General features: G+C 69.5%; 17 protein-coding genes and 1 pseudogene. 2 read left to right on the top strand and 16 right to left on the bottom strand.

The window, feature by feature from the left end; genetic code table 11:
- Positions 1–210 precede the first annotated feature (210 nt).
- The 14 genes from NUG21_RS02845 to NUG21_RS02780 form a co-directional block, all read right to left on the bottom strand.
- Positions 211–1,572, bottom strand: coding sequence for a 2-oxoadipate dioxygenase/decarboxylase HglS (locus NUG21_RS02845; protein WP_263392221.1), 1,362 nt, complete (start codon positions 1,570–1,572; stop codon positions 211–213).
- Between the two features lie 392 nt (positions 1,573–1,964).
- Entirely contained in the window at positions 1,965–2,729 is a 765-nt protein-coding gene (locus tag NUG21_RS02840) for a hypothetical protein (protein WP_263392220.1), read from the bottom strand.
- Positions 2,730–2,969: 240 nt separating this feature from the next.
- Positions 2,970–3,728 carry an HAD family hydrolase gene (locus NUG21_RS02835; protein WP_160945674.1) on the bottom strand — a complete coding sequence of 253 codons (759 nt, stop codon included), beginning with the start codon at positions 3,726–3,728 and terminating at the stop codon, positions 2,970–2,972.
- 201 nt (positions 3,729–3,929) lie between these two features.
- Complete coding sequence (locus NUG21_RS02830) at positions 3,930–4,310, bottom strand: EF-hand domain-containing protein (RefSeq protein WP_160945675.1); 381 nt, start codon at positions 4,308–4,310, stop codon at positions 3,930–3,932.
- Positions 4,311–4,535: 225 nt separating this feature from the next.
- A complete protein-coding gene (locus tag NUG21_RS02825; RefSeq protein WP_160945676.1) occupies positions 4,536–4,925 on the bottom strand; it encodes a hypothetical protein in 390 nt (129 codons plus the stop codon).
- 79 nt (positions 4,926–5,004) lie between these two features.
- Positions 5,005–5,202, bottom strand: coding sequence for a CPXCG motif-containing cysteine-rich protein (locus NUG21_RS02820; protein ID WP_010340161.1), 198 nt, complete (start codon positions 5,200–5,202; stop codon positions 5,005–5,007).
- A 30-nt stretch (positions 5,203–5,232) separates the two neighbouring features.
- A complete protein-coding gene (locus tag NUG21_RS02815) occupies positions 5,233–5,922 on the bottom strand; it encodes a M15 family metallopeptidase (protein WP_263393022.1) in 690 nt (229 codons plus the stop codon).
- 191 nt (positions 5,923–6,113) lie between these two features.
- Positions 6,114–7,478 (bottom strand): peptidoglycan-binding domain-containing protein, encoded by a 1,365-nt coding sequence (locus NUG21_RS02810; protein WP_263392219.1) that lies wholly within the window; start codon positions 7,476–7,478, stop codon positions 6,114–6,116.
- A gap of 71 nt (positions 7,479–7,549) precedes the next feature.
- On the bottom strand, positions 7,550–8,101 hold the full coding sequence (locus NUG21_RS02805; protein WP_263392218.1) for a lysozyme inhibitor LprI family protein: 552 nt from the start codon (positions 8,099–8,101) through the stop codon (positions 7,550–7,552).
- A 218-nt stretch (positions 8,102–8,319) separates the two neighbouring features.
- The gene (locus NUG21_RS02800) at positions 8,320–10,224 is read right to left on the bottom strand and encodes a peptidoglycan-binding protein (protein WP_263392217.1); all 1,905 of its coding nucleotides are present in this window, start codon (positions 10,222–10,224) and stop codon (positions 8,320–8,322) included.
- Between the two features lie 155 nt (positions 10,225–10,379).
- Complete coding sequence (locus NUG21_RS02795; protein ID WP_263392216.1) at positions 10,380–11,165, bottom strand: hypothetical protein; 786 nt, start codon at positions 11,163–11,165, stop codon at positions 10,380–10,382.
- Between the two features lie 384 nt (positions 11,166–11,549).
- Positions 11,550–12,476, bottom strand: a complete 927-nt coding sequence (locus NUG21_RS02790) for a hypothetical protein (protein WP_263392215.1) — start codon at positions 12,474–12,476, stop codon at positions 11,550–11,552.
- A 111-nt stretch (positions 12,477–12,587) separates the two neighbouring features.
- A complete protein-coding gene (locus tag NUG21_RS02785; protein ID WP_263392214.1) occupies positions 12,588–13,388 on the bottom strand; it encodes an N-acetylmuramoyl-L-alanine amidase in 801 nt (266 codons plus the stop codon).
- A gap of 83 nt (positions 13,389–13,471) precedes the next feature.
- Entirely contained in the window at positions 13,472–16,264 is a 2,793-nt protein-coding gene (locus NUG21_RS02780) for a TonB-dependent receptor plug domain-containing protein (RefSeq protein ID WP_263393021.1), read from the bottom strand.
- A gap of 344 nt (positions 16,265–16,608) precedes the next feature.
- Here NUG21_RS02780 and NUG21_RS02775 point away from each other — a divergent pair, with 344 nt between their 5' ends.
- Together NUG21_RS02775 and NUG21_RS02770 are read left to right on the top strand one after the other, a co-directional pair.
- A complete protein-coding gene (locus tag NUG21_RS02775) occupies positions 16,609–18,003 on the top strand; it encodes an SH3 domain-containing protein (RefSeq protein WP_263392213.1) in 1,395 nt (464 codons plus the stop codon).
- Positions 18,000–19,103, top strand: a complete 1,104-nt coding sequence (locus NUG21_RS02770; protein ID WP_263392212.1) for a dipeptide epimerase — start codon at positions 18,000–18,002, stop codon at positions 19,101–19,103. The genes NUG21_RS02775 and NUG21_RS02770 overlap by 4 nt, the downstream gene beginning before the upstream one ends.
- Positions 19,104–19,376: 273 nt before the next feature.
- Here the strand turns inward: NUG21_RS02770 and NUG21_RS02765 are convergent, their stop codons facing one another.
- Positions 19,377–20,342, bottom strand: coding sequence for a glycoside hydrolase family 43 protein (locus NUG21_RS02765; protein ID WP_317852481.1), 966 nt, complete (start codon positions 20,340–20,342; stop codon positions 19,377–19,379).
- A gap of 36 nt (positions 20,343–20,378) precedes the next feature.
- A pseudogene (locus tag NUG21_RS02760) lies at positions 20,379–21,845 on the bottom strand (MFS transporter); the annotation flags it as partial.
- Positions 21,846–21,865: the final 20 nt, after the last annotated feature.

The following is a 21,865-nucleotide window of genomic DNA, read 5'->3' as shown; positions in this document are numbered from 1 at the left end:
GATGCCGTCGGGACTGAAGTCCCTCCCACAATGCACCCTCACACTGATCGTGTTCTTGTAGGAGCGGCTTCAGCCGCGACGGGCCTTCCCATGAACGCCTGTCGCGGCTGAAGCCGCTCCTACGACAGCAGCAGGCACGCGGCAAGCCAACCGCTGCGCGCTTTTCCTGCCGATCGCCATGGCACGCCAACCGGCGCGCCGACCATGCCTTCAACCCGCCAGCGCCTGCAGCGAATCGCGCTCGATACCGGCGTAGATGGCGAATTCGTCGTGCACCGGCGCGCCCAGCGCCTGCTCGAATGCGGCACGGTTGGCGTGCGCGGCGTAGGCGCGCTGTTCGCCGCCGCCGAGGTTGGACTGGAAGATGCCCGCAGCGCTGACCGGCAGGAAATCCTCGTAGACGATCGGGTCGGCGCTGGCCAGACCGTCGGCGATCAATGCTTCGGCCGGCTTGCCGGCCAGGGCGGCGGCGCCGGCGGCGCGACCGGCGTCGGTCAGCGCATAGCGGAAATAGCCCAGGCCCTCGCGGCGCAAGGTGGCGTAGTCGTCGGGGAAATCGGCGAACACGGCATGCAGGCGCGTGGCGTAGTCGGCACCGGCGCTGCCCTCGGCCGCGCGCGCGCGCTCCAGCAGCGCGTCGTACAGCGCGCGACCCTTCGGCGTCAGGGCCAGGCCACGCTGTTCGATCTCGCCGAACCGCGCGGTGTGGGTACCGGCCTCGGCGCTGTCCGCGCCCGCCGGGAAACGCACGGTTTCCTCCAGCGCCTTGAAGCTGGTCTGGCGCAGCAGGATCGGGCAGGCGCGGCGCGGCGGGCCTTCGATCACCGCCTTGGCGTCGATGCCCCGGCGCAGCATTTCCGCCTGCGCGGCGTCGATGTCCAGGGTGCGCGGGGTCAGGTGGTTGATGTGCGGGCCGTGGAAGCTGACCACGTCGGCGATCAGCTTGTGCGCCTCGCTCAGCGCACGGTAGGTCGGCAGGCTCACGGTGGCGTCGCTGTGCCAGCGGAAGGTCTCCAGCGCCTCGGCAACGAAACGCTGCGCATCGGCGTCGACCAGGCCGCCGTCGCGTTCGCATTGCGCGATCAACGCGAGGGCGCCGTCGGTGAAGATGCGCCGCTTGGCGAGGATCTGCGCGGCCTGCTCGCGCAGCGCCGGGTCCTCGATCAGCTCCAGCCGCAGCAGCGAAGTGAACACGCGGAACGGGTTGCGCGCCAGCGCCGCGGCATCCAGCGGGCGGAACGCGGTGGAGTGCACCGGCACGCCGGCCACCGACAGGTCGTAATACCCCACCGGCGCCATGCCCATCACCGCGAACAGACGGCGCAGGGTGGCCAGTTCCTCGGCAGTGCCGACGCGGATCGCGCCATGCCGCTCCTGGTCCAGCCGCGCGCGTTCGTCGTTGCGCTGCAGTTGCGCCTCCAACGCCGGATCCGCGGCCAGGGTCTGCGCATTGACCTGCGCCACCAGCTCCATCAGCGTGCCGTACAACGGCACCTCGGTGCGGTACATGTCGGACATGGCCTGCGCAAACAGGCTGCGGATAGCGTCGGGCGAAACGAAGGCGTGGGTCATCGGGCGGTCCGGAGCGGCAGTGGCGCCGGCGGCAGGACCGGCAGAATGCCTATTCTCGCGCCGCGGCGGCGGCGCGGCCAGTGTGGATGAATGCGCGGCGCGTATCGGTGCGGCACGGACGTGGCCTACACCGCTGTCTCCTTCTCCCGCCGGGAGAAGGTGCCCGCAGGGGCGGATGCGGGTCCGGGCGCAGCCTCGTGCACCCAAACTGCATGAGGCGCTGCGCGCCCCGACCCTCACCCCCAACCCCTCTCCCGGGGGGAGAGGGGCTAGGTATGCGCAGACGTTGATGCATAACGGTGCCTGCATGCCGTGCAGGACAACGGGACGTTCGCGCAACGACATGGGCGAACGTGCAGGCGGCCGCTCTGTGTCGTTGTGCTCCCCCGCGCTTATTGCGTGCGCGCGGATCCGTCCTGCGGCTGCGCCGCGGCGCGATCGCGGGCGGCGCGGTCGCCCAATTGCCGGCGCAACAGTGCGTCCAGCACGATCGGGCGATCCCAGTGGTCGTAGCTGGCGACGATGGCATGGCGCAGCGCGCGATAGGCCAGCGAACCGGGCGGCGCGTCCATGTCGCTCGCCACCGTCGCCCAGCCGGCAGCGACACCGGCGGCCGTGCGTGCGCGCACCACCTCGCGGTAGGGTCGCCCCGCCGCCTTGGCCAGGAACGCCGCGACATAGACATCGCGCGGCGGCCAGCGCCGATCGTGCAGCAGGACCTCGGCATAACCGTGCGGCATCTGCGCATAGCGCGCGATCTCGTCGAGAAAGCTGTCGGGATAGCGCGCGGCGTAACGGTCGATGTCGAGCAACTGACGGTCGATCCAGGCATCGTCGGTGCCGGGCACCTCGACCGGTGCGGCGTCCGCGGCTTCGGTGGCGGCCGTGCGCGCCGGCGCCGCCGCACCCTGCGCCACGGCCGGGCTGCCAGCGCACAGCACGGCACACAGAAGCAGAGCGGCAGAAGGCTGATGCAGGCGCATGCTCCGATTCTGCCGGAGGCGACGGGCGCTGTCAGCGCGCTTGAAGGAAGAGACCAGCCGGCAAATGCGCACCGCGGCCTCGGCGGGATGGCAAACGACCATGTTGGCATGACCGGTGCCCACCTCGGCTACGCGCACGCGGCCCATCGACGCAAGCACGCCCTGCTGGCTCACCTACAGGCCGTTGTCGGCAGCACCGCGTGGACATGGCGTTACTGACTGCGGCTCTCTGCCGCAGGGATTAACAAAGCGTTTAAAGCAAGCAAGAGAACACGACGGGGCGCAATCGCCGGCTCTTGTAGGAGCGGCTTCAGCCGCGACCAGGCTTTCCCGGTACAGCCCGGTCGCGGCTGAAGCCGCTCCTACGAGACCCGACCAGACGCGCACGCCAACGCCGCCAAGCAGAGGAGTCGCTCAGCCCCGCTGCAGGCTCGCCGCATGCCGGTTGAGATCCGCCACCGCCTGCGGCCAGTCCGCGGCCGCGGCGACTTCGCGCAGGCGCGGTTCGTCGGCCGACAGCCCGTGCTCGGCCTCGTGCGCCCAGGTGGTGGTGTATGGCGTATGGATGCCCCAGCCGCCGAGCGCGATCACCGGCTCCACGTCCGATCGCAGCGAGTTGCCGATCATCACGAAGCGCTCGGCGCCGATGCCGAACTCGGACAGCACCTTGGCGTAGGTCTTCGGGTCTTTCTCGGACACGATTTCGATGCGCGGGAACAGGTCGCCCAGGCCGGACTGCGCGATCTTGGCTTCCTGGTGGAACAGGTCGCCCTTGGTGATCAGCACGATCTCGAACTCCGCGGCGATCGTCGCCACCGCCTCGCGCACGCCGGCGATCACCTCCACCGGATGCTGCAACGTGCTGCGCCCGATCTCGACGATGCGCCCGATGTCGCGCGCGGAGATCCGCGCATCGGTCAGCTCGATCGCCGCCTCGATCATCGACAGGGTCATGCCCTTCGCGCCGTAGCCGAACACCGCCAGGTTGCGCCGCTCCACCGTCAGCAGGTGCTGCAGGGTGCGGGCGTCGTGCAGGTCCAGGTACTGGCCGAGGATGGCTTCGAACGCGGCTTCGGCGTCGCGGTAGTAGTCCTCGCTCTTCCACAGGGTGTCGTCGCCGTCGAAACCGACCAGGGCGATGGGGGAAGCACGCAAGGCAGTCGGCGTCGGCATCATCCGCCAAGCATAGCAGCGCCTTCCGACCCGCAGACACCTCCCCTGCCCCACCGCGCAAACGCACGACGGCGGCCCATGGCCGCCGTCGTGGTGGAGCGTTGATGGAAAGACGCTCGCGGTGATGCGCTAGAGGTCCGGTCCCGGCGAGGCGGTGCGCGTCCTCATCGCCGCGCGACCGCCGTGCCGGGACCGCTCCCGTTACTGGCCGCCGTTGCTGTCGCTGCCGGTCGCCGCGCCGCCCTGCTGCTTGGCGACGTAGGCCTTGTACTCGTCCGGGGTCAGCTTGCCGTTATGGTCGGCATCGGCCTGGGCGAAGATCTGGCTGAGGCCGGCGTTGACCTGCGCCTCCTGCTTGCTGATGGCGCCGTCCTTGTCGGCGTCCACATCGGCCCAGGTCTGGCCGCCGCCCGAGGCCGCGCCGGCCTGCCCACTCTGGCCGGTGGCGCTGGTGGACGACTGCGTCTGCGCCTGCGCGGCGGCATCGGCCTGCTGCGCGTCCTGGGCAAACGCCGGCAGGGCCAGCGCGGCGGCGAGGAGGGCGGCGGTACCGATCAGCGGGGTGCGGGTGCGAATGTTCATGGGTGGATTCTCCTTGGCTCTCTCGGTGTGGCATGTCCGGTCGATTCCGGACACGGCGCTACCGTGCCGGTCTCAGACTGAATCCATTCCCTGTCGAAAATCGCCGCCAAACGGATCGTTAACCACGGCGCCCGCACGGCGCGCTACCGCAATGGTTAGGGCTTCGTCAGCGTGTGGTAAGGCGTCCATTCGAGACGTTTGGATTGCAGAAAGAAAACGTCTGTTTCAGCGTGTTTCGTGACCGCCGTCGCCAGCGTTTTCGCTTGAACGTCCCCTGAATGCAACCCAGGCCAGCGCCACGCCAGCGAGCGCGCCGGCCACTTCCAGCACCACCCGCGAGCCTAGTTCGTCCGGGTCGTGGATGCTGGCCAGGGCGATGCGCGCGTACAGCGGCGACTCCAGGCGCACGATGCTGGTGTAGAACAGGTTCCAGCAGTCGATGCCGGCCGACACCGCCACCGCGATCAGGCACGCGCCGCCCAGCTGCTGGCCCTCGGACCAGCCCCATCGCCGGCCCAACCATTGCCACAGCGCATAGACCAGGAAGCCGACCGCCAAGGCGATCAGCCCGGCTTCCAGCGAGCCCAGCAGGCCGAAGTGCAGCGGCAGGTTCATCGGGTGTCCTCGGTCGGCAAGGGCACAAGTCTAGAGGGTGTCGCGCATCGGCGTGCGGCACGGCGCGCCGGCGCGCGGCTCAACTGGCGTTTTCGGCGATCGCGCTCACCACCGGCGCGCCGTCCTCGTCCCAGCGCACCGTCATCAGCATCGGCTTGCAGCAGACCTGGCAGTCCTCGACGTACTGCTGCACGTCCACCGACGGATCCAGCGCGACGTCGATCCATTCGCCGCAGTAAGGGCATTGCAGGTCGACGAACTGGTGCGTGCCGGTCATGGAGGGGTCCGTAGCGAAGATGAGGCGCCGCTAGCGCACCGGCACGTCGAAGGCGACGCCGGGGCTGGGCTCGGGCTGGAAGGTGAAGTGCCACCATTCCATCGGATAGTTGACGAAGCCGCGCGCGGCCATCGCTTTCAAGAGCTGCCGACGGTGCGCACGCTGCGTGGCGTCGATGGCCGGCGTGTCGGTGTGCGCGCTGGCGTCGAAGAAGTCGAAGCCGGTGCCCATGTCCAGCGCGCGGCAGGCGCCCTGGCGGCAGTCCAGCAAGCCCAGGTCGACGGTGGCCCCGCGGCTGTGGCCGGAGTGCTCGGCGATGTAGTCGCCGAGCAACACGCTCTTGTCGAGCTTCGGGTAGTAGCGCGCCTTGGCGAGCTGATCCTGCGGATCGCGCGCCCAGGCGACGAAGGCGCGGACCGACCGCTGCGGCCGGTAGCAATCGAACACCTGCAGGCGGTAGCCCTTGGCCTGCAGGTCGCGCTGCACCTGCGCCAGGGCCTGCGCGGCCGGCGCCAGCAGATAGCACTTGGGCGCGTCGTAGCCCGGCACCGGGCGACCGGTGAAGTTGTCGTGGCCGGCGTAGCGGATGTCCATCGCGATCTCCGGCGCCAGCGCATGCACGTCCACCAGTCCCGCCTGCTCCGGCGTGGTCGCCGGCGAGGTGATCGGTTCCGCAGCGAACGTGGCGGGCGCGACGGCGAACGCGAGCGTCAGGCCCAGCGCGCGCAGCGCGCCAGGCCGGCGCCAGGGGCGCGAGGAATGGTGGTGGCGTGAGCGGCGGTCATGCGGCATCTGCGCAGCATAGGCCATGGCCGTTGCCGCTGTCCTGCCGCGCTCCCGTGATGCGCGATGCCACTGCGCAATGAGGGCGGCCAGCGGCGCGTGCCGATGACCGCCCTGCGCAGTGCGTATCAACGCCCCGGCGTCTGCGCCTGGGTCTGGGTGCGCTGCTGGTCCTGCACCTGCCGCTCCTGCGCCTGGCGCTGGGTTTCGGCCGCCAGCTGCTGCTGGCTCTGCTCCAGCGGCACGGTCGCCGCCTGCTGGCGATCGACGTAGGCGCGGTACACGTCGTGCGCGTTTTCCGGATTGCGCTGTACCGCGATCATGCCGCGGCCATCGGTGCTGGCGACCAGGTCGTCGATGCGCGACATGCCGCTGACCTTGGCCTCGAACGCCAATTGCCCGGCCGCACGCTGCATGGACTCGCGGTCGCCGTAGCCACCGTTGCGCCCTTGCTTTTCCAGCTGCGCGACCGCCTGGTCGAACAATGGATTGTCGCGCCGCAACTGCTCCACGCCCTGCTGCCGCTGCACGCTGCGCTCGATCGCCGCCAGCGTCTCCGGGCCGGCCTTGCCGTCCACGCCCTTCAGGTGCTGGTCCTGCTGGAACTTCTCCACCGCCGCCTCGGTCTTGGGGCCGTAGGTGCCGATCGCATCCTTGGCCTCCAGGTAGCCGAGCGTGGCCAGCTTCTCCTGCAGGCCCTTCACCGCCTCGCCCTGCGCATTGCGCGCCAGCACGCCGCCGTGCGCGGCCGGCTCGCGATGGCCGTCCTGCGGCTTCGGCGCCGTGTGCCCGTCGCGTTGCTCGCCGGGCTTGGCGACGGTCTTGCCGAGGTCGGCCAGCTTGAGCAGGTCGGCCTTCTCGTTCTCGGCACGGTTCTGCAGCGAATCCAGGGTCTTCTGCTTGTGCACGCGCGGGAACAGCTCCTTGACGTGCTCGGCCTTGTAGTCCTGCACCGCGCTGACGATCTCCTTGTCGGAGATCTTCGACAGGTCGGCCTGCTTGCCGAACTTCTCCTCCATGGCGCGCAGGAACACGCCGGAGCCGCCCGGCTTCTTGTCGCTGCCGGGGCCGTACTGGACCGCGGTGCTCCACATCGCGTCCTGCACTGCCGGGCCGCGGTCGGACAGGTCCAGGCCCTTGTCCTTGAGCCGGTCGACCAGTTTGTCGAAGTGGGTGCGCTTGATGTAGTCGTGCTGTTCCTGGCCGAAGCCGGGGTCGGTCTTGGCCAGCTCCTTCCACTTGGCGCTGAAGGCGTCCGAGCCCGGCTTGAGGCCGGCGAAGTCGTCACTGTACTTGCTGTCCTTGACGAAGGCGGCGACGGTGCCGCCGTTGATGACCTTGCCCTCGCGGGTGGTGGTCTGCGAGGTCATCTGATACGAGCCGTAGGACACGCCGCCCGGGTCGTCGACGCCGGAGGACACGGTCGACGCGCCGCGGCCGCCGGTCTCGTAGTGCTTGGAGGTCTGGCCCAGTTCCCAATCCTTGTCGCTCATCGCGTTCTCCTTGGCAGGACGCGCGGCGTGGAAGGCGCCGCGCGTCGGGGTTCAATACATAGAGGGTGAAATCAGTGCGCTTCGAGTTCGTCGGCGCGGCGTGCGGTCATTTCCAGGCGGCATTCGGCCGCATCCACGCGCTCGGCCTGGCCGCCGTCCGGATCGGCGACGCACTTCTCGTCGCGTTCGGCGATCCACTTGCGCTGCCGCTCGCGCAGCGCGTGCTGCTCGGCCTCGCCGAGCTTGGCCATCGCCGCCTTGTAGGCGGTGTTGAGGCGCTGGTCCTGGTAGGCGTGTTCGTCGGAAATGCAATCCAGCATCGCCGGGGTGGCGCCGCCGGCGGCGGTGATGCAGGTGTCGTAGGACGGTCGCAGCACGGGGGAATCTCCTGAAGCGGGGGAAGGGCTGGGCGCCGCCGGCGTCGCGGCCGGCGTGGCGGCACCCGCGTCGGCCTGGGTGCCGGCCTCGTGCGCGGCGGCAGGGGCCGCCGCGGCAGCGGCGTCCGCAGCCGGAGCAGCTGGTGCCTGCGCCTGGCTGGGCGTGGAAGACGGCGCGCTGCAGGCGGCGGTGGCCACGCACAACAGCAGCAGGGAAGAGTGGTGGAAAGCCTTGACGATGGCCATGGTCGGGTTGCGTCCTTGTCGTTTGCGCGAGCGGAAAGGCGAGGTTCTAATCGATGGTGGCGCACGCTGTCCATCGCGCGCCGCGATGGCGGGTGCTGGTGTTTGGCCGGCGTTGGGCAATGTCGCGCCGACGCATGCATGGCAATGGCCGCCGCCATCGCCACGCACGACCATCGCCGCGCGACATGCGCGGCGGTGGTCGCGGCCGGAAGCACCGATCAGCGCGGTGCCTGGGCCTTTTCGCGCTGCGGGTCCAGCTGCTGCGGCTGCTCCTGCGCCTGCCGCTGGGTTTCGGCGGCCAGTTGCTGCTGGCTGCGTTCCAGCGGCACCGTCGCGGCCTGCTGCCTGTCCACATAGGCACGATTGACGTCGTGCGGATTCTCCGGATTGCGCTGCACCGCGATCAGGCCGCGGCGGTCGCCGCTGAGCACCAGGTCGTCGATGCGATTCATGCCGCTGACCTTGGCCTCGAACGCGACCTGGCCCGCGGCGCGCTGCATCTCCTCGGCGCTCTTGAAGCCGCCGTTGGGTCCCTGCTTCTGCAGGTGGTCCATGGCCTGCTTGTACAGCGGGTTGTCGGCCAGCGCCGCCGCGTCGGCCTTGGCCGGCGCCGGCTGCTTGGCGATCGCCTCCAGCGTGGCCTTGTCGGCGATGCCGGTCGCCGCCAGGCCCTTCTCGCGTTGCAGGTTGGCGACCACTTCCTTGGTGCGATCGCCGTAATAGCCGGTACCGCTGAGCAGCTTGCCCTGGTCGTCCTTGATGCCCAGTTCGATCAGGCGCTGCTGCATCGCCTTGACGTCGGCGCCCTGCTCGCCCGGCTTCAGCGCCGTGCGCGGCTCCTGCGCCCCCTGCGTCTGCGCCTGGCTCTGCTGGCGGTCCTGCAGCAGGTCGCGGCCCTTGGCCAGCGGATCGGAAGCGAACAGCTTGGCGTTCTGGTGCGTGGCCAGGTAGTCGTCCAGCGGCATGGTGTTGACGCCCTTGCTGCCGGTGGACTGGCTGACCAGCAGTTCGCCGCTCTTGGGATCGCGCACGACCATCATGATGTGGTCGATGCCCTTCCAGTGCTCGTGCGCGGTCTTGCCCGAGTCCACGCCGATGACCATGCCTTCCTTCAGCGCGCCGGGCTTGAACACGTCCTTGCCCTGCAGCAGCACGCCGGAGCTGTCGAAGGCCTTCTTGACGATCTCGCCGGAGCCGACCATGCCCTGCGCCAACATGTCCTTCTGGGTGAACACGTCGCGCCCGGCCTTGCGGTTGATCTCGTTCATCGTCGCGTTCTGCAGCTCGGTCACCCAGCCGGAGCAGTCGATGTAGCCCTGCGACAGATGCTTGCCGTCCACGCCGGGGTGGTAGTACTTGCTGCTCTTGACGTTGATCGCGTACTTCACGTCGTCGTGCTTGACGCCCAGGTCGTAGGCGGCGGTCAGCGCGATGCCGTCGTGGCCGCCCTGCCTGCCGCCTGCGTGGGTCGGCGTGCGCGCCGGCGCGCCCTGGCCCTCGGCGAGCGGCTTGATGCCCTTTTCCGGGATCGCGATGTGGTCGTATTTGGCGTCCCAGTACTTCACGAAGGCCTTGGCCATGTCCTGGTCGGACAGTGTCTTGAAGTCGGCCAGCGAGGTGCCGGTGTAGGCCTGGAACTGGCGCGCGCCCTGCGCGTCCTTTTCGCCGGGAACGTTGTTGAGGATGTTGGCGCGGGTGCCCTTCAGCTCGAAGTGGCCGGTGGCGATGGCGGCCTGGATCGAGCGGTAGCCGCCGGCGCCCTGCTGGTGCGCCATGTACATGTCCAGGCCGTCGGGCTGCGCGCTGCCGGACAGGTAGGGGCGGCCGTCGCGTTCGTGCTGGCGGGTCAGGCTGTTGCGGTTGTCCTGGTACATGCGCGCAGCGGCATCGGTGTTGGCCACCGCGTCGAGTTCGCGGCCACGGATGCCGTAGGCGCTGGCGGCGCCGGGGGTGAACTGGAACAGGCCCTTGGCGCTGTTGGGACCGCGACTGGCCTGCTCGTCGAAGCGGCCGCCGGTTTCGATGTAGGCGAAGCGCATGAAATCGTCGACCGGAATCTGCCGCTGCCTGGCTTCCCGCTCGATGATGTCGAGATTCTCTGCCTTGGTGGTATCGCGTGCCATCTCGTGTAACTCCTTGAGGTTGAGGTACGGCCATCGCGGCCGCCTGGGTCAACCGAGCTCGTCCGTGAGCTTGTTAGTGCGCGGTCAACAGAACGATTGCGTACTGCGGAACATCGGGTGCTGCGTCCACCGGCGCGCCGCCGCGCGCCGTGGGGTCATGCGTCGGGCGTCGGCTGGTACTGGCCGCTGTCCGGGTCGAAGGCGTACTGCAGCACGTCGCCGGCATCGAGCAGGCGCGCGCGGCCGGGAGCGGCGATCGCGGTGCCGTGCAGCGCCACCCGCAGCGCCGGCATGCGCTGGCCGGGGACCGCCTGGAATTCCAGGGTGCCGGTGCTGGACACGTGCGGCACCACGCCGTCCGGGTCGCTGGCCGCTTCGTTGTCTTCGCCGGCCGCCACCGTGCCGCAGTAGAGCCAGCTGCGGTAATCGCCGAGGTCATGCCGGTTCGGGTCGAACACGAACAGCGCGAAGCCGGCCTCGGTGATGCCGTTGCCGAAGCGCGTGGTGGGCAGGGCCAGCAGCAACCGGCCGTCGCCCAGTGCATGCTGCTGCGGCGCACGCGTGGTGTCGAACGCATCGGCACGCGCATAGGCGCCGAAGCTGCCGACGTAGCGCTGCGCGTGCAGCACCATCCACGGCCGCTCGCCGCCGGGCGTGGTCAGCAGGAAGGTGGCGGCGCCGAGCGAGACGCCCTCGCCCGGGTTCGGAAAAGTTTCGGCATCGTCGATGCCGTACCGGCCCGGCGTGGCATAGCTGAAACCGGTGTAGTAGTGCTTGCCGTCCAGTTCGACATGCTGGCCGCCCCAGAAATTCACCACCGCGCCGTTGTCGATCTCGTAGGACACGGCGCCATCGCCGTCCCAGCCGTAGATCAGGTACAGCACGCTGCCCGCATCGGGTGGCACTTCGGGAGCGGCGGCGCGCTTGTTGTCGTTCGACATGTCCAGAACATCCTGTATTCGGTGAAGAAGCCGGAAGAACTCACCTGCACATTCCGATGCGCCCGCCGCCGTGTCCGCCCTGACGCAGGCGGCGCACGAGGCGGACGCGACGCCTGACGCGGAGCACGAAGACTCCCCGCGGGCGCGGTTGCGGACGGAACGACGGTGACGTGCACTGCGGCCCCGAGCAGGGGCGGTGATGGCGGTCGCGCATGGCGAACCGCACGCCGGCAATCCACGCCGGCATTTCGGGCGAGTGCAGCATCCCATGCCGCTCGCGAATGACTCGCCTGATCATCAGGCCCCGTGGGGCGCATCTTAAACCAGGTCCTGCGCCCGACACCACCGCGGCAACGCGCGCCCGCGCCGCCCGCGCGCCGTCCGTCAGCGGTCCAGCGGCGGGGTGTACTGCTGCTTGGCGGGGTCGTAGGCGTAGGTGACGGCGTCGGCCGGGCCCAGCGTGCGGACCTTGCCCGGCCCGTCCACCGCCGTGCCCTGCAGGGCGATCCGCAGCGACGGCACGTTGCCGCTGGTCGGCGGCACGAAGCTCAGCGTGCCGGTGCTGGTGGCGCACTTCATGGTGCCCTGGTCGTCGCAGGCGGCGCTGTTGTCCTCGCCGGCAGCGACCGTGCCCAGGTAGACCCAACCCTTGTAGTCGCCCAGGTCGTTCTTGTTCGGGTCGAAGGTGAAGATCGCGAAGCCGGCACTGGTGATGCCGTCGGCGAAGCGCGTGGTCGGCAGCGCCAGCAGCAGGTGGCCGTCCTTGGTGGTGGTGCTCTGCGGCTTGCGCTGTTCGTCCAGGGTGTCGGCCTTGCCGTCGGAGCCGAAATCGCCGGCCCAGCGCTGCGCATGGAACAGGGTCCAGGTCGGCGTGCCGCCGGCGCTATCGAGCACGTAGGTGGCCTGGCTGATGCTGACGGTGGCTGCCGGGTCGGGCATGTCCTGGTCGCCGGCCTGGTCGCCGGGCTTCTCGTACTTGCCGCCGGTGGCATTGGCGAACCCGGTGTAATACTGCTTGCCGCCGAGGTCGAAGCGGTCGCCGTACCAGAAGCTGGCCACTGCGCCGTTGTCGATGGCGTAGGACGCGGAGCCGTCGCCCTTGGTGCCGTAGATGTCGGCCAGCACCTGGCCCGGCGCCGGCACCTCGGCGGCGGCCGGCTGTGCCGCGGCGGTCGCGTGGGCGGGCGCTGCGGGCGCGGCCGCGCTTGCCGGCGCCGGGGTCTGCGTGGCCGGCGCATCGGCAGTCTTGTCCTTGCACCCACCCAACAGCAGGAAGGTGGCCGCCCACAGGGCCGTGGTTCCTCGCCTCATCGCACTGTCCTTTGGAGTCCGTTGGCGCGCGATGCTACCAAGAACCGCGGCGGCGCCAAGTGACAGGCGTGCACGCCGCCAAGACCGACGCTGGCGCCGCGGCGCGCCGGCTCAGGGCGCGTCCGGCTCCATCGCCGGGACCGGCTGCGGCCGCGCCAGCAGCGGCTGGGTCAGCGCGTACAGGATGCGCAGGTCTTCGGCGTCGAAGTCGGTGGCGTCGTTGCCGCGGTAGTGGTGGTGGAAGGCACGCAGGGTCGCGGCGCGGTCGTCGACCGGATAGCCGACCAGCGCCAGCGCCTGCCACGGATCGAAGCAGGGCGGGGCCGGCGGCGTGTCGGCGGCCGGCCAGCGGCCGAAGCCGGCCTCGGCCAGTTGCTTCCACGGGAACAGCGGGCCCGGATCGACCTTGCGCGAGGGCGCGAAGTCCTCGTGCCCGACCACCTGGGTGCGCGGGATGCGCAGGCGTGTGCACAGGTCTTCGAGCAGCACCAGCAGGCTGGCGATCTGTTGCGGCGCGAACGGGGTCTTGCCGTCGTTGTCCAGTTCGATGCCGATCGAGGCGGAGTTGATGTCGGTGATGGTGCCCCAGCGTCCGGCGCCGCCGTGCCAGGCGCGGTCCTGGTCGGCGACCAGCTGGTAGCGTGTGCCGTCGCGGCCGATCAGGTAGTGCGCGCTGACCTTGCCCTTGCTGTTGTGCGAGCGCAGCGTGTCCAGGCTCTGCTGTACCGAGTGCTGGTCGGTGTAGTGGATGACGATCAGGATCGGCCGGCGCGTGTCGTAGTTGGGCGACGGCACCCAGGTGGCCAGCGGATTGCGCTGCGGCGCGTGCGCGCAGGCCCCGAGCAAGGCCAGCGTCCCCAGGAGCAGCAGCCGGCACACGGCGGACAGGAACGGCACGGGAACGCGGGTCATGGACACTTCCTAGTCGGGGTCGCACAAGCGTACGCAATCGGCGCGGCGGCGGCGTGCAAACGCGCGTCGACGGCCACGCGCGCTCAGAAGCGGTAGTTGAAGTTGACGGACCACTGCCGGCCGATCGCGCTGTACACCCGCGGGAAGTACGGCCAGGTGGTGTAGGTGTCGTCGCGCGGATGCAGCGCGTCGAACACGTTGAGCACGCTCAGGCCGACGGTGGTCTTGTCGGTGATCTGCTTGGCGAGATCGACGTTCCACACCAGGTAGGGCGCGACGCGGCCGCGCTCGGCGTAGTCGGGCCGCGAGCCGTAGCGGTAGCCGTACACGCTGGCCGACCAGTCGCCGCGGCTCCAGTTCGCGCGCCAGTTGCTGCGCGTGCGGAACGCCAGGTAGTCGACGTCGTTCATCACGTCCACCGGCTGCGCGCCGGCGAACTGCGCCACCTCCATCCGCAGCACCCGGGTCAGGCCACCCTGCAGGCCGAGCGTGCCCCAGGCGCCGAGGTCGAGGTCGTAGCGCAGGCTGGCGTCGATGCCGTCGGTGCGCATCAGCGACTGGTTGATGGGGAAGGTCTTGAACGCGGTGATCTGGCCTTCGCTGGTCAGGTCGGTGCCGGGGCTGCGGGTGACCGCGTCCAGGTAGAACCGGCAGGCCGCCGAGGCAGTGTCCACCGCGGCGCCGGCGCGGTCGCGGCCGAGCAGGCAGTTGGCGTTGTTCTCCAGCAGGGTTTCGCTGGAGACGGCTTCGACCCGGCCCTTCAGTTCGATGCGGTAGTAATCCAGGCTCAGCGACAGTGCCGGCAGCGCATCCCAGACCACGCCGAACGTGGTCGACTTGCCAGTCTCTTCGCGCAGCAGCGGATTGGAGGCCTGGGTGGAGAAGGTCTGGTACTCGTGCGCGCTCGCGCAGGCCGCCGACAGCGGATCCAGGCCGTCGCGGCGGCACAGGTATTCGTCGACCACGGTGGGATTGTTGGCGCTGGTGCCGGCGTAGATCCACAGCAGGTCCGGCGCGCGGAAGCTGGTGGCATGGCTGCCGCGCAGCAGCAGCGTGTCGAACGGACGCCACTCCAGCCCGGCCTGCCAGGTGGCCGCGCCATCGACCGCGGTGATGTCGTCGTAGGCGTCGTAACGCGCGGCCAGGGTGGCGCTGAGCCGGCTGGCAATCGGCACGCGCAGTTCCAGGCCGGCGGCATAGCGCTTGCGCGGGCCGCCGCCCGGGGTCTGGGTGAGGTTGTAGATGCGCTCGCTGCCGGTGTAGTCGACGGTGGTGCGTGGATCCGGCTGCAGGTCGTAGGTCTGGCGTGCCGCTTCCAGCACGGTGGCGATCTGCACCATGCCCGCCGGCACCGCGAACAGGTCGCCGCTGACCACGAACTGGGCCTGGTCGGTGGCCGATTCGCCGCGGCTGATCACTTCGGTGGTGAGCTGCTGGTACAGCGCCGGGCTGCCGGGCGCGAACAGCCGGTCCGGGCGCACGCGGCGGATTTCGGTGCCGTCCGGCCGATAGCCCAGCACGGGCCCGAAGTAGTAATCGCGCACCGCATTGGTGAGGAAGCGCGGGCGCCGCGTGGTGATGTCGTAGCGCGACAGCGACACGCTGGCATCCCAGTCGAACCGCCCGTCGAAGGCCTTGCCGCGCACGCCGGCGTTGAGGTTCCAGCTGCGCTCGTCGTAGTCGATGGTCTTGATGCCGCCGACCTCGTCCGGCAGGAAGATGCGCTGCGCGGTGACCAGCCCCAGGTCCGGATCGTAGGCGGTGAACGCGCCCTCGCCGATGTAGTAGTGGGTCTGGCTGGAGCTCTTGTCCTGCGAACGGTTGGCCAGCAGTTGCGCGTAGGCGACGACGTCGTGGCCGAGCTCGGCATCGCCGGCCAGGTAGGCCGAGGTCTTGCCATAGCCGTTCTGCACCGAGCGCCCGGCGTAGTAGTCGAACGCGCCGCAGCGGTTGGGCGCGGCCAGGCTGTCGCTGGTGCGGTAGGGACGGAACGCCGGATTGGTCGCGGCGCAGGCCGCGGCCAGCGCCTGCGGCGAGGTCGAAAGCGTGCCCGCCTGCGGCCACAGATAGGTGTTGCCGCGGCGCAGGTACACGCCGGAGATGGACACGTTGGGCGAGCCGGGGTCGGCCTTGTTGTCCGGATGGTCGTCGTAGGAATCCATGAAGCCGCGCTGGCGGGCGACGATGGGTTCGCGATCCAGCCGCTCGAAGGCGTAGGTAAAACTCCAGCCGTCGCCGCGGCGCCCGCCGGTCCACTGCAGTTGCCCGGTATCGCCGCCGCCGCGGGTGGTGGTGCCGGCGCGCACGCGCAGGCTGTCGCCCTGGAAATCGCGCTTGGTGATGATGTTGACCACGCCGGCCACCGCGTCGGAGCCATAGATGGCCGAGGCGCCGCCGCTCATCACCTCGATGCGCTCCACCGCCGCCGCCGGAATGCTGCCGAGGCTGACTGCGGTGCCGTTGGCGCCGTAGGGTTGCGGGTAGTCGGCCATGCGCTTGCCGTTGAGCAGAATCAGCTGATAGCCCGGCCCGAGCCCGCGCAGGTTGAGGTACTGGCCGTTGGGCGAACTGCCGGTCTGGTCGCTTTCGTTGAAGGTGCTGCCGCTGAACTGGGTCAGCGTGCCCAGCGATTCCCATACCGTGCCGAAGCCCTGCTTGCGGATGTCCTCGGCGGTGATGACGGTGACCGGCGCCGGGCCTTCGACCTGCGCGCGGGCGATGCGCGAGCCGGTGACCAGCACCGCGTCGAGATCGCGTGGCGTCGCCGCCTGTTCCTGCGCCGCAGCCGCTGCCGGCGAGGCCGCGGCCAGCGTCGTCAGCGCGGCCAGCGCCACGCGTACGGGTCGCAAGGGAGAAGGACGACGAACGATTCGCATGGGCACGCGGCTCTCCTGCATGGCGCGGGTGGATGGCGCGAACGCCGCGGGCGCGGCTACCGACGAGCGCCTGTCCCTGGCGTCCACGCACACGGCGATGACACGTGCACGGCACGCGGCCATCGTGTTGCGGGTTGCTGCATCTTGCCGAGTGGACGCGGCGCTGCCGTGCGAGTGCCTGCACGTTCCCCTGCGCCATCGCCACGCTTCCCCTGTGCAGTTGGATGTAACACGCGCTTGCAAAACCTGTCAACGCAGCGCCTTGACAGGAAAAAACCGGGAATCGAAGATCCTGGCGTCGGCGCGCAGCACGCGCCGGCCTTCTTTCCAGACAGCGGGATGCCATGATCACGATGCGCGGCCTGTGCCTGTTGCTCGCCGTGGCGGCGAGCGGCGGCATCGCACCAGCACGCGCCACCGACGCCATGCCGCTGCAGGCACAGCCGGCGCAGTTGCAGGCCGCGCACTGGATCGCACGGCTGCCGGCGGCATCGCCGCCGTTGCTGCAGGCGTCGCAGCGCGCCGCGTTCAATGCCCGGCTGCTGCGCGACGATCCGTCGATGCACGACCTGGCCGCACTGCCGGCGCAAGTTCCCGGCGCGCAGGTGCGCACGCAGATCCTGGCGTTGTCGGCACCGCCGACGCGCACGCTCTCCGACGCCCAGGGCGCCACACTCGATGCCGCGCGCCTGCAGGCGCTGCAGCGCGCGCTGGCGCTGGACGCGCTGCCGGCGCAGGTGCAGCCGCGCTATGCATTGGTGGTGCAACGCGCCGACCTACGGCGCTTCCCGACCGCCGACCGTGTGTTCAGCGACCGCGACGATCGCGACATCGACCGCTTCCAGGAATCGGCGCTGTATCCGGGCAGCCCGGTGGCGATCCTGCATGCCAGCGCCGATGGCCAGTGGCTGTTCGTGCTGGCCAACAACTACGCCGCCTGGATCGCCCGCGACCGCATCGCCGAGAGCGACCGCGCCGGCGTACTGGCGTACGCGCAACGTACGCCGCGACTGCTGGTCACCGGCGCGCGCGCGGCTACCGTGTTCACCCCGGAGCTGCCGGCAGCCTCGCAGGTGGCGCTGGACATGGGCAGCGCGCTGCCGCTGCTGCGCGACTGGCCGCCGCTGCAGGCGATCAACGGCCAGTCGCCGCTGGCCGCCTACGTGGTGCAACTGCCGCTGCGCGACCGCGACGGACGGCTGCAACTGGCGCCCGCACTGGTGCCGCGCAGCGCCGACGTCGCCGAGGCGCCGCTGCCGGCCACGCCGCAGATGCTGCTGCAGCAGGCGTTCAAGTTCCTCGGCGAGCGCTATGGCTGGGGCAACAGCTACGACGCGCGCGACTGCAGCGGCTTCGTGGTCGACCTCCACCGCAGCCTCGGCATCGAGCTGCCGCGCAACACCGGCGACCAGGCGCGCAGTCCGGCACTGGCGTCGGTGCCCTACACCGCCAGCGACCCGCTGCCGCAGCGGCAACAGGCGCTGGCGCAACTGCGCGTCGGCGACCTGGTCTACATCCCCGGCCACGTGATGCTGGTGATCGGTCACGAGGATGGCCAGACCTGGGTGATCCATGACGTGGCCGGCGCCAGCTACCGCGACGCCGCTGGCCGGTTGCAGCGCGTGCGCCTCAACGGCGTGTCGGTGACCCCGCTGGAGCCGCTGCTGCTCGGCGACGGCACGCCCTTCATCGACCGCATCACCCGCATCCAGCGCCTGCGCGCACCGACCACCGAATGAAGATCACCGAGATCCGCCTGGGCATGCTGCGCGTGCCGCTGAAGACCCCGTTCAAGACCGCGCTGCGCACCGTGCAGGCGATCGAGGACGTGGTGGTCATGGTCCACACCGACGACGGCCGGATCGGCCATGGCAGCGCACCGGCGACCCCGCCCATCACCGGCGATACCCACGGAGCGATCATCGCCGCGATCGAACGCTGCCTGGCGCCGCGCCTGATCGGCGAGGACATGGCCGACCTGCAGCGCCTGCGCGGCCTGATCCAGGGCGCGCTGGAACACAACAGCAGCGCCAAGGCGGCGCTGGAGATCGCCGTGCACGACCTGTGGGCGCAGCAGCATGGTGCGCCGCTGTACCAGCTGCTTGGCGGTGGCACGCCGCAGCTGACCACCGACCTCACCATCAGCGTGAATGCAGTGGACACGATGGTGGCCGATGCGCTGTCGGCACTGGCGCGCGGGTTCGTGGCGCTGAAGATCAAGATCGGCACCGATCTCGCCGAGGACATCGCACGGGTCAAGGCGATCCATGCCGCGGTCGGCGATCGCGCGCAGCTGCGGCTGGACGCCAACCAGGGCTGGACGCCCAAGCAGGCGGTGCAGGCGATGCACGCGCTGGAGCGTGCCGGGGTGACCCTGGAACTGCTGGAACAGCCGGTCAAGGCCGGCGACGTCGATGGCCTGCAGTACGTGACCGAGCGCGTGCAGACCCCGGTGATGGCCGACGAGAGCGTGTTCTCGCCGGCGCAGGCGATCGCGCTGCTGCAGCGGCGCGCGGCGGACATCGTCAACATCAAGCTGATCAAGGCCGGCGGCCTGTCCAACGCGCTGCGCATCGCCGACATCGCCGCGGTGTATGGGGTGCCGTGCATGATCGGCTGCATGCTCGAATCGAGCATCGGCGTGGCGGCGGCGGCACACCTGGCGGTGGCGCGCGCGGACGTCATCACCAAGGTCGACCTGGACGGACCGTCGCTGGGAGCCTTCGACCCGGTGGTGGGCGGGGTGCAGTTCGACGAAGCGCAGATCCGGATTGGCGAAGCGCCTGGGTTGGGGATTCGCGAGATCCAGGGGTTGGAGTTGTTGCCGCGGTCGGTGTAGGGATGGTGCTGCGCCGCGCGTGGCGCCAGGCGCGCTGCGCCATGCGGCGAAGAGCGGCACCTGGCTGCGCTGGCGGACACGAAGGCCGATTCTCCAGCTTCCGTCCGTGACTGGAGCAGGTCTTCAATCACGATCGACAATGCACGCGTAGGAGCGGCTTCAGCCGCGACAGGCGTTACCGTGAAGGCCTGTCGCGGCTGAAGCCGCTCCTACAAGGGACAGGCGACCGCCTTGCCACGGCCAGCGCGTGTGCAGTCCCTGGGCAGCGGCCTCTCATCCGCCATAGGGATCGACCGTGCGGATGCTGCCATCCGCCTCGATGTGCAGCGGCGTGCACTTGACCGAGCGCAGGTGGGTCACGCCGCCGGACAACAGGGCATCGTGATAGAACAGGTACCACCGGCCTTCAAACCTGCAGATGGAGTGGTGCGTGGTCCAGCCCACCACCGGCTTGAGCAGCACGCCGCGATACGTGAACGGTCCATACGGGCTGTCGCCGATGGCGTAGCACAGCAGGTGCGTGTTGCCGGTGGAGTACGACAGGTAGTAGCGGCCCTGGTCCTTGTGCAGCCACGGCCCCTCGAAGAAGCGGCGCGCGTGGTCGTCGGCGCGCAACGGCTGGCCGTGTTCGTCGAGGATGACGATTTCGCGTGTGCGCTCCGCCAGCTGCGTCATGTCGGGGTCCAGCCTGGCGATCCGCGGCCCCAGCGCCGGTTCGTCGCCGACAGGCTCGGCGTACGTCGCATCGAAGCGGTCGTCGCGATATTTCTGCAGCTGGCCGCCCCAGATGCCGCCGAAGCAGAGGTAGTGCGCCCCGTCGTCGTCCTCGAACACGGCAGGGTCGATCGAATAGGTTCCCGCGATCGGCTCGGGCTCGGCGGCGAACGGGCCCTCCGGGCGGCCGGCCACCGCCACGCCGATGCGGAACAGGCCCTGCGCGTCCTTGGCCGGGAAGTACAGGTAGTAGCGGCCGTCGCGGGTCGCCGCATCCGGCGCCCACATCTGCCGGCTGGCCCAGGGCACGTCGCGCACGTGCAGGGCCACGCCGCAATCGGTGGCGGCGCCGTCGGGCGTGTCCATGCGCAGCACGTGGTAGTCCTCCATGCCGAAGTGACCGCCGTCGTCGTCGAACGGCGCGCCGCTGTCGATGTCGTGGGACGGATAGATGTACAGGCGTCCCTCGAATACGTGCGCCGATGGATCGGCCGTGTAAATGTGGGTGACCAGCGGCTGCGCGATGGCGTGCGCCGCGAGATGGTCCAGGTCGCTGCGTTCACTCGGGTCGGCCCCCTGCCGACGCGCCTGCAGCTCGTGTTCGATGCGACGTTCCATGCGTTTGTCGATCCGATAGAAGAACAGCAGCGCCACCGCGACCAGAAACGGGAGGGCGCTATAGACGCTCACGGTCAGGCGAATGCCGTCCACCACATCCTGCGGCTGCTGCGGCGCGCCCGCCTGGTAGCCGTGGTGCGCGAGGATGCCGGCGACCAGCGCGCCGCCGATGCTGAGCCCGATCTTCAGCCCGCACAGCATCGCCGAGAAGATGATCGCGGTGGCGCGGCGATGGTTCTTCCATTCGGAGTAGTCGGCGACGTCGGCGATCATCGCCCAAAGCAGCGGGATGGTGATGCCGTAGCAGAAGCCGTGCAGCATGAAGGCGCCGAAGGCCACGCCGATCGCCGTGGGCGGAAACACGTAGAACGCCAGCAGGAACACGGTGGAGGCCAGCAGCGCGCCGCCGAAGGCATCGCGCTTGCCGAAGCGGTCGGCCAGGCGCCGGGAGAAGCCGATGCCCAGGATCATGCACAGGATGCCGCAGGCATTGAACAGGCTGAATGCCGAGGTCGCCGGATCCTGCGGCCAAGTGAAACCGGACAGGCCCCATCCGGCGAGCAGCGCATTGACTCCGCCGATGAAGCCATTGAAGCCGGAGGCGTCGAGAAAGCCCGCCAGCGCCGCCTCGCTCAGGTAATACTGGAAATAGTAGATATAGGTGCCGCCCTTCAGCGCCAGGTTGACGAAGACCAGCACCGTCAGCGCCAGCATCACCTTCCATGGCCGGTTGTGCAGCAGGTCGGACAGATCCTGCAGCACGCCGGCGCTCTGTTCCTTGGCCGGCACGATGCGCTCGCGGGTGGTGGCGAAGGTGATCAGGAAGAACAGCGTGCCTACCACCGCGAACACCGTCATCAGGCGCTCGAAGCCGCGCACGTTGTCGCCGTCGCCCAGGATCAGCACCAGCGGCAACAGCAGCACCTGGATGATGAACTGCGCGATCATCACCGCCACGAAGCGGTAGGCCGACAGGCTGTTGCGCTGGGCCATGTTGCCGGTCAGCACCCCGCTGAGGGCCGAGTACGGCAGGTTGTTGGCCGCGTACACCAGCATCAGCAGACCATAGGTGGTCAGGGCGTACAGCACCTTGCCGCGCGCGCCCAGCTCCGGGGTACTGAAGGCCAGCAGCGACAGCACGCCGAACGGGATCGCCGTCCACAGGATCCAGGGCCGGAACTTGCCCCAGCGGCTCGCCGTGCGGTCGGCGGCGATGCCGATCAGCGGGGTGAACACGAACGCGCCCAGCAGGCCGATGACGAAGATGATCGTCGCCGCCGTGGCGGCCGGCAATCGGTACACGTCGGTGTAGAAGAACGCCAGGTAGGTGATCAGCGTCTGGAAGATCAGGTTCGCTGCCAGGTCGCCCAGGCTGTAGCCCAGCTTTTCCCGCACCGTCAGCACGTGCACGGGGGTCTCCGCACTGCGGG

This window comes from Xanthomonas sp. CFBP 8445 (assembly GCF_025666235.1).
Taxonomy (GTDB): domain Bacteria; phylum Pseudomonadota; class Gammaproteobacteria; order Xanthomonadales; family Xanthomonadaceae; genus Xanthomonas_A; species Xanthomonas_A indica.
The sequence above is the reverse complement of the archived record's forward strand: the minus strand, read 5'-3'. Positions and strand labels throughout refer to the sequence as shown.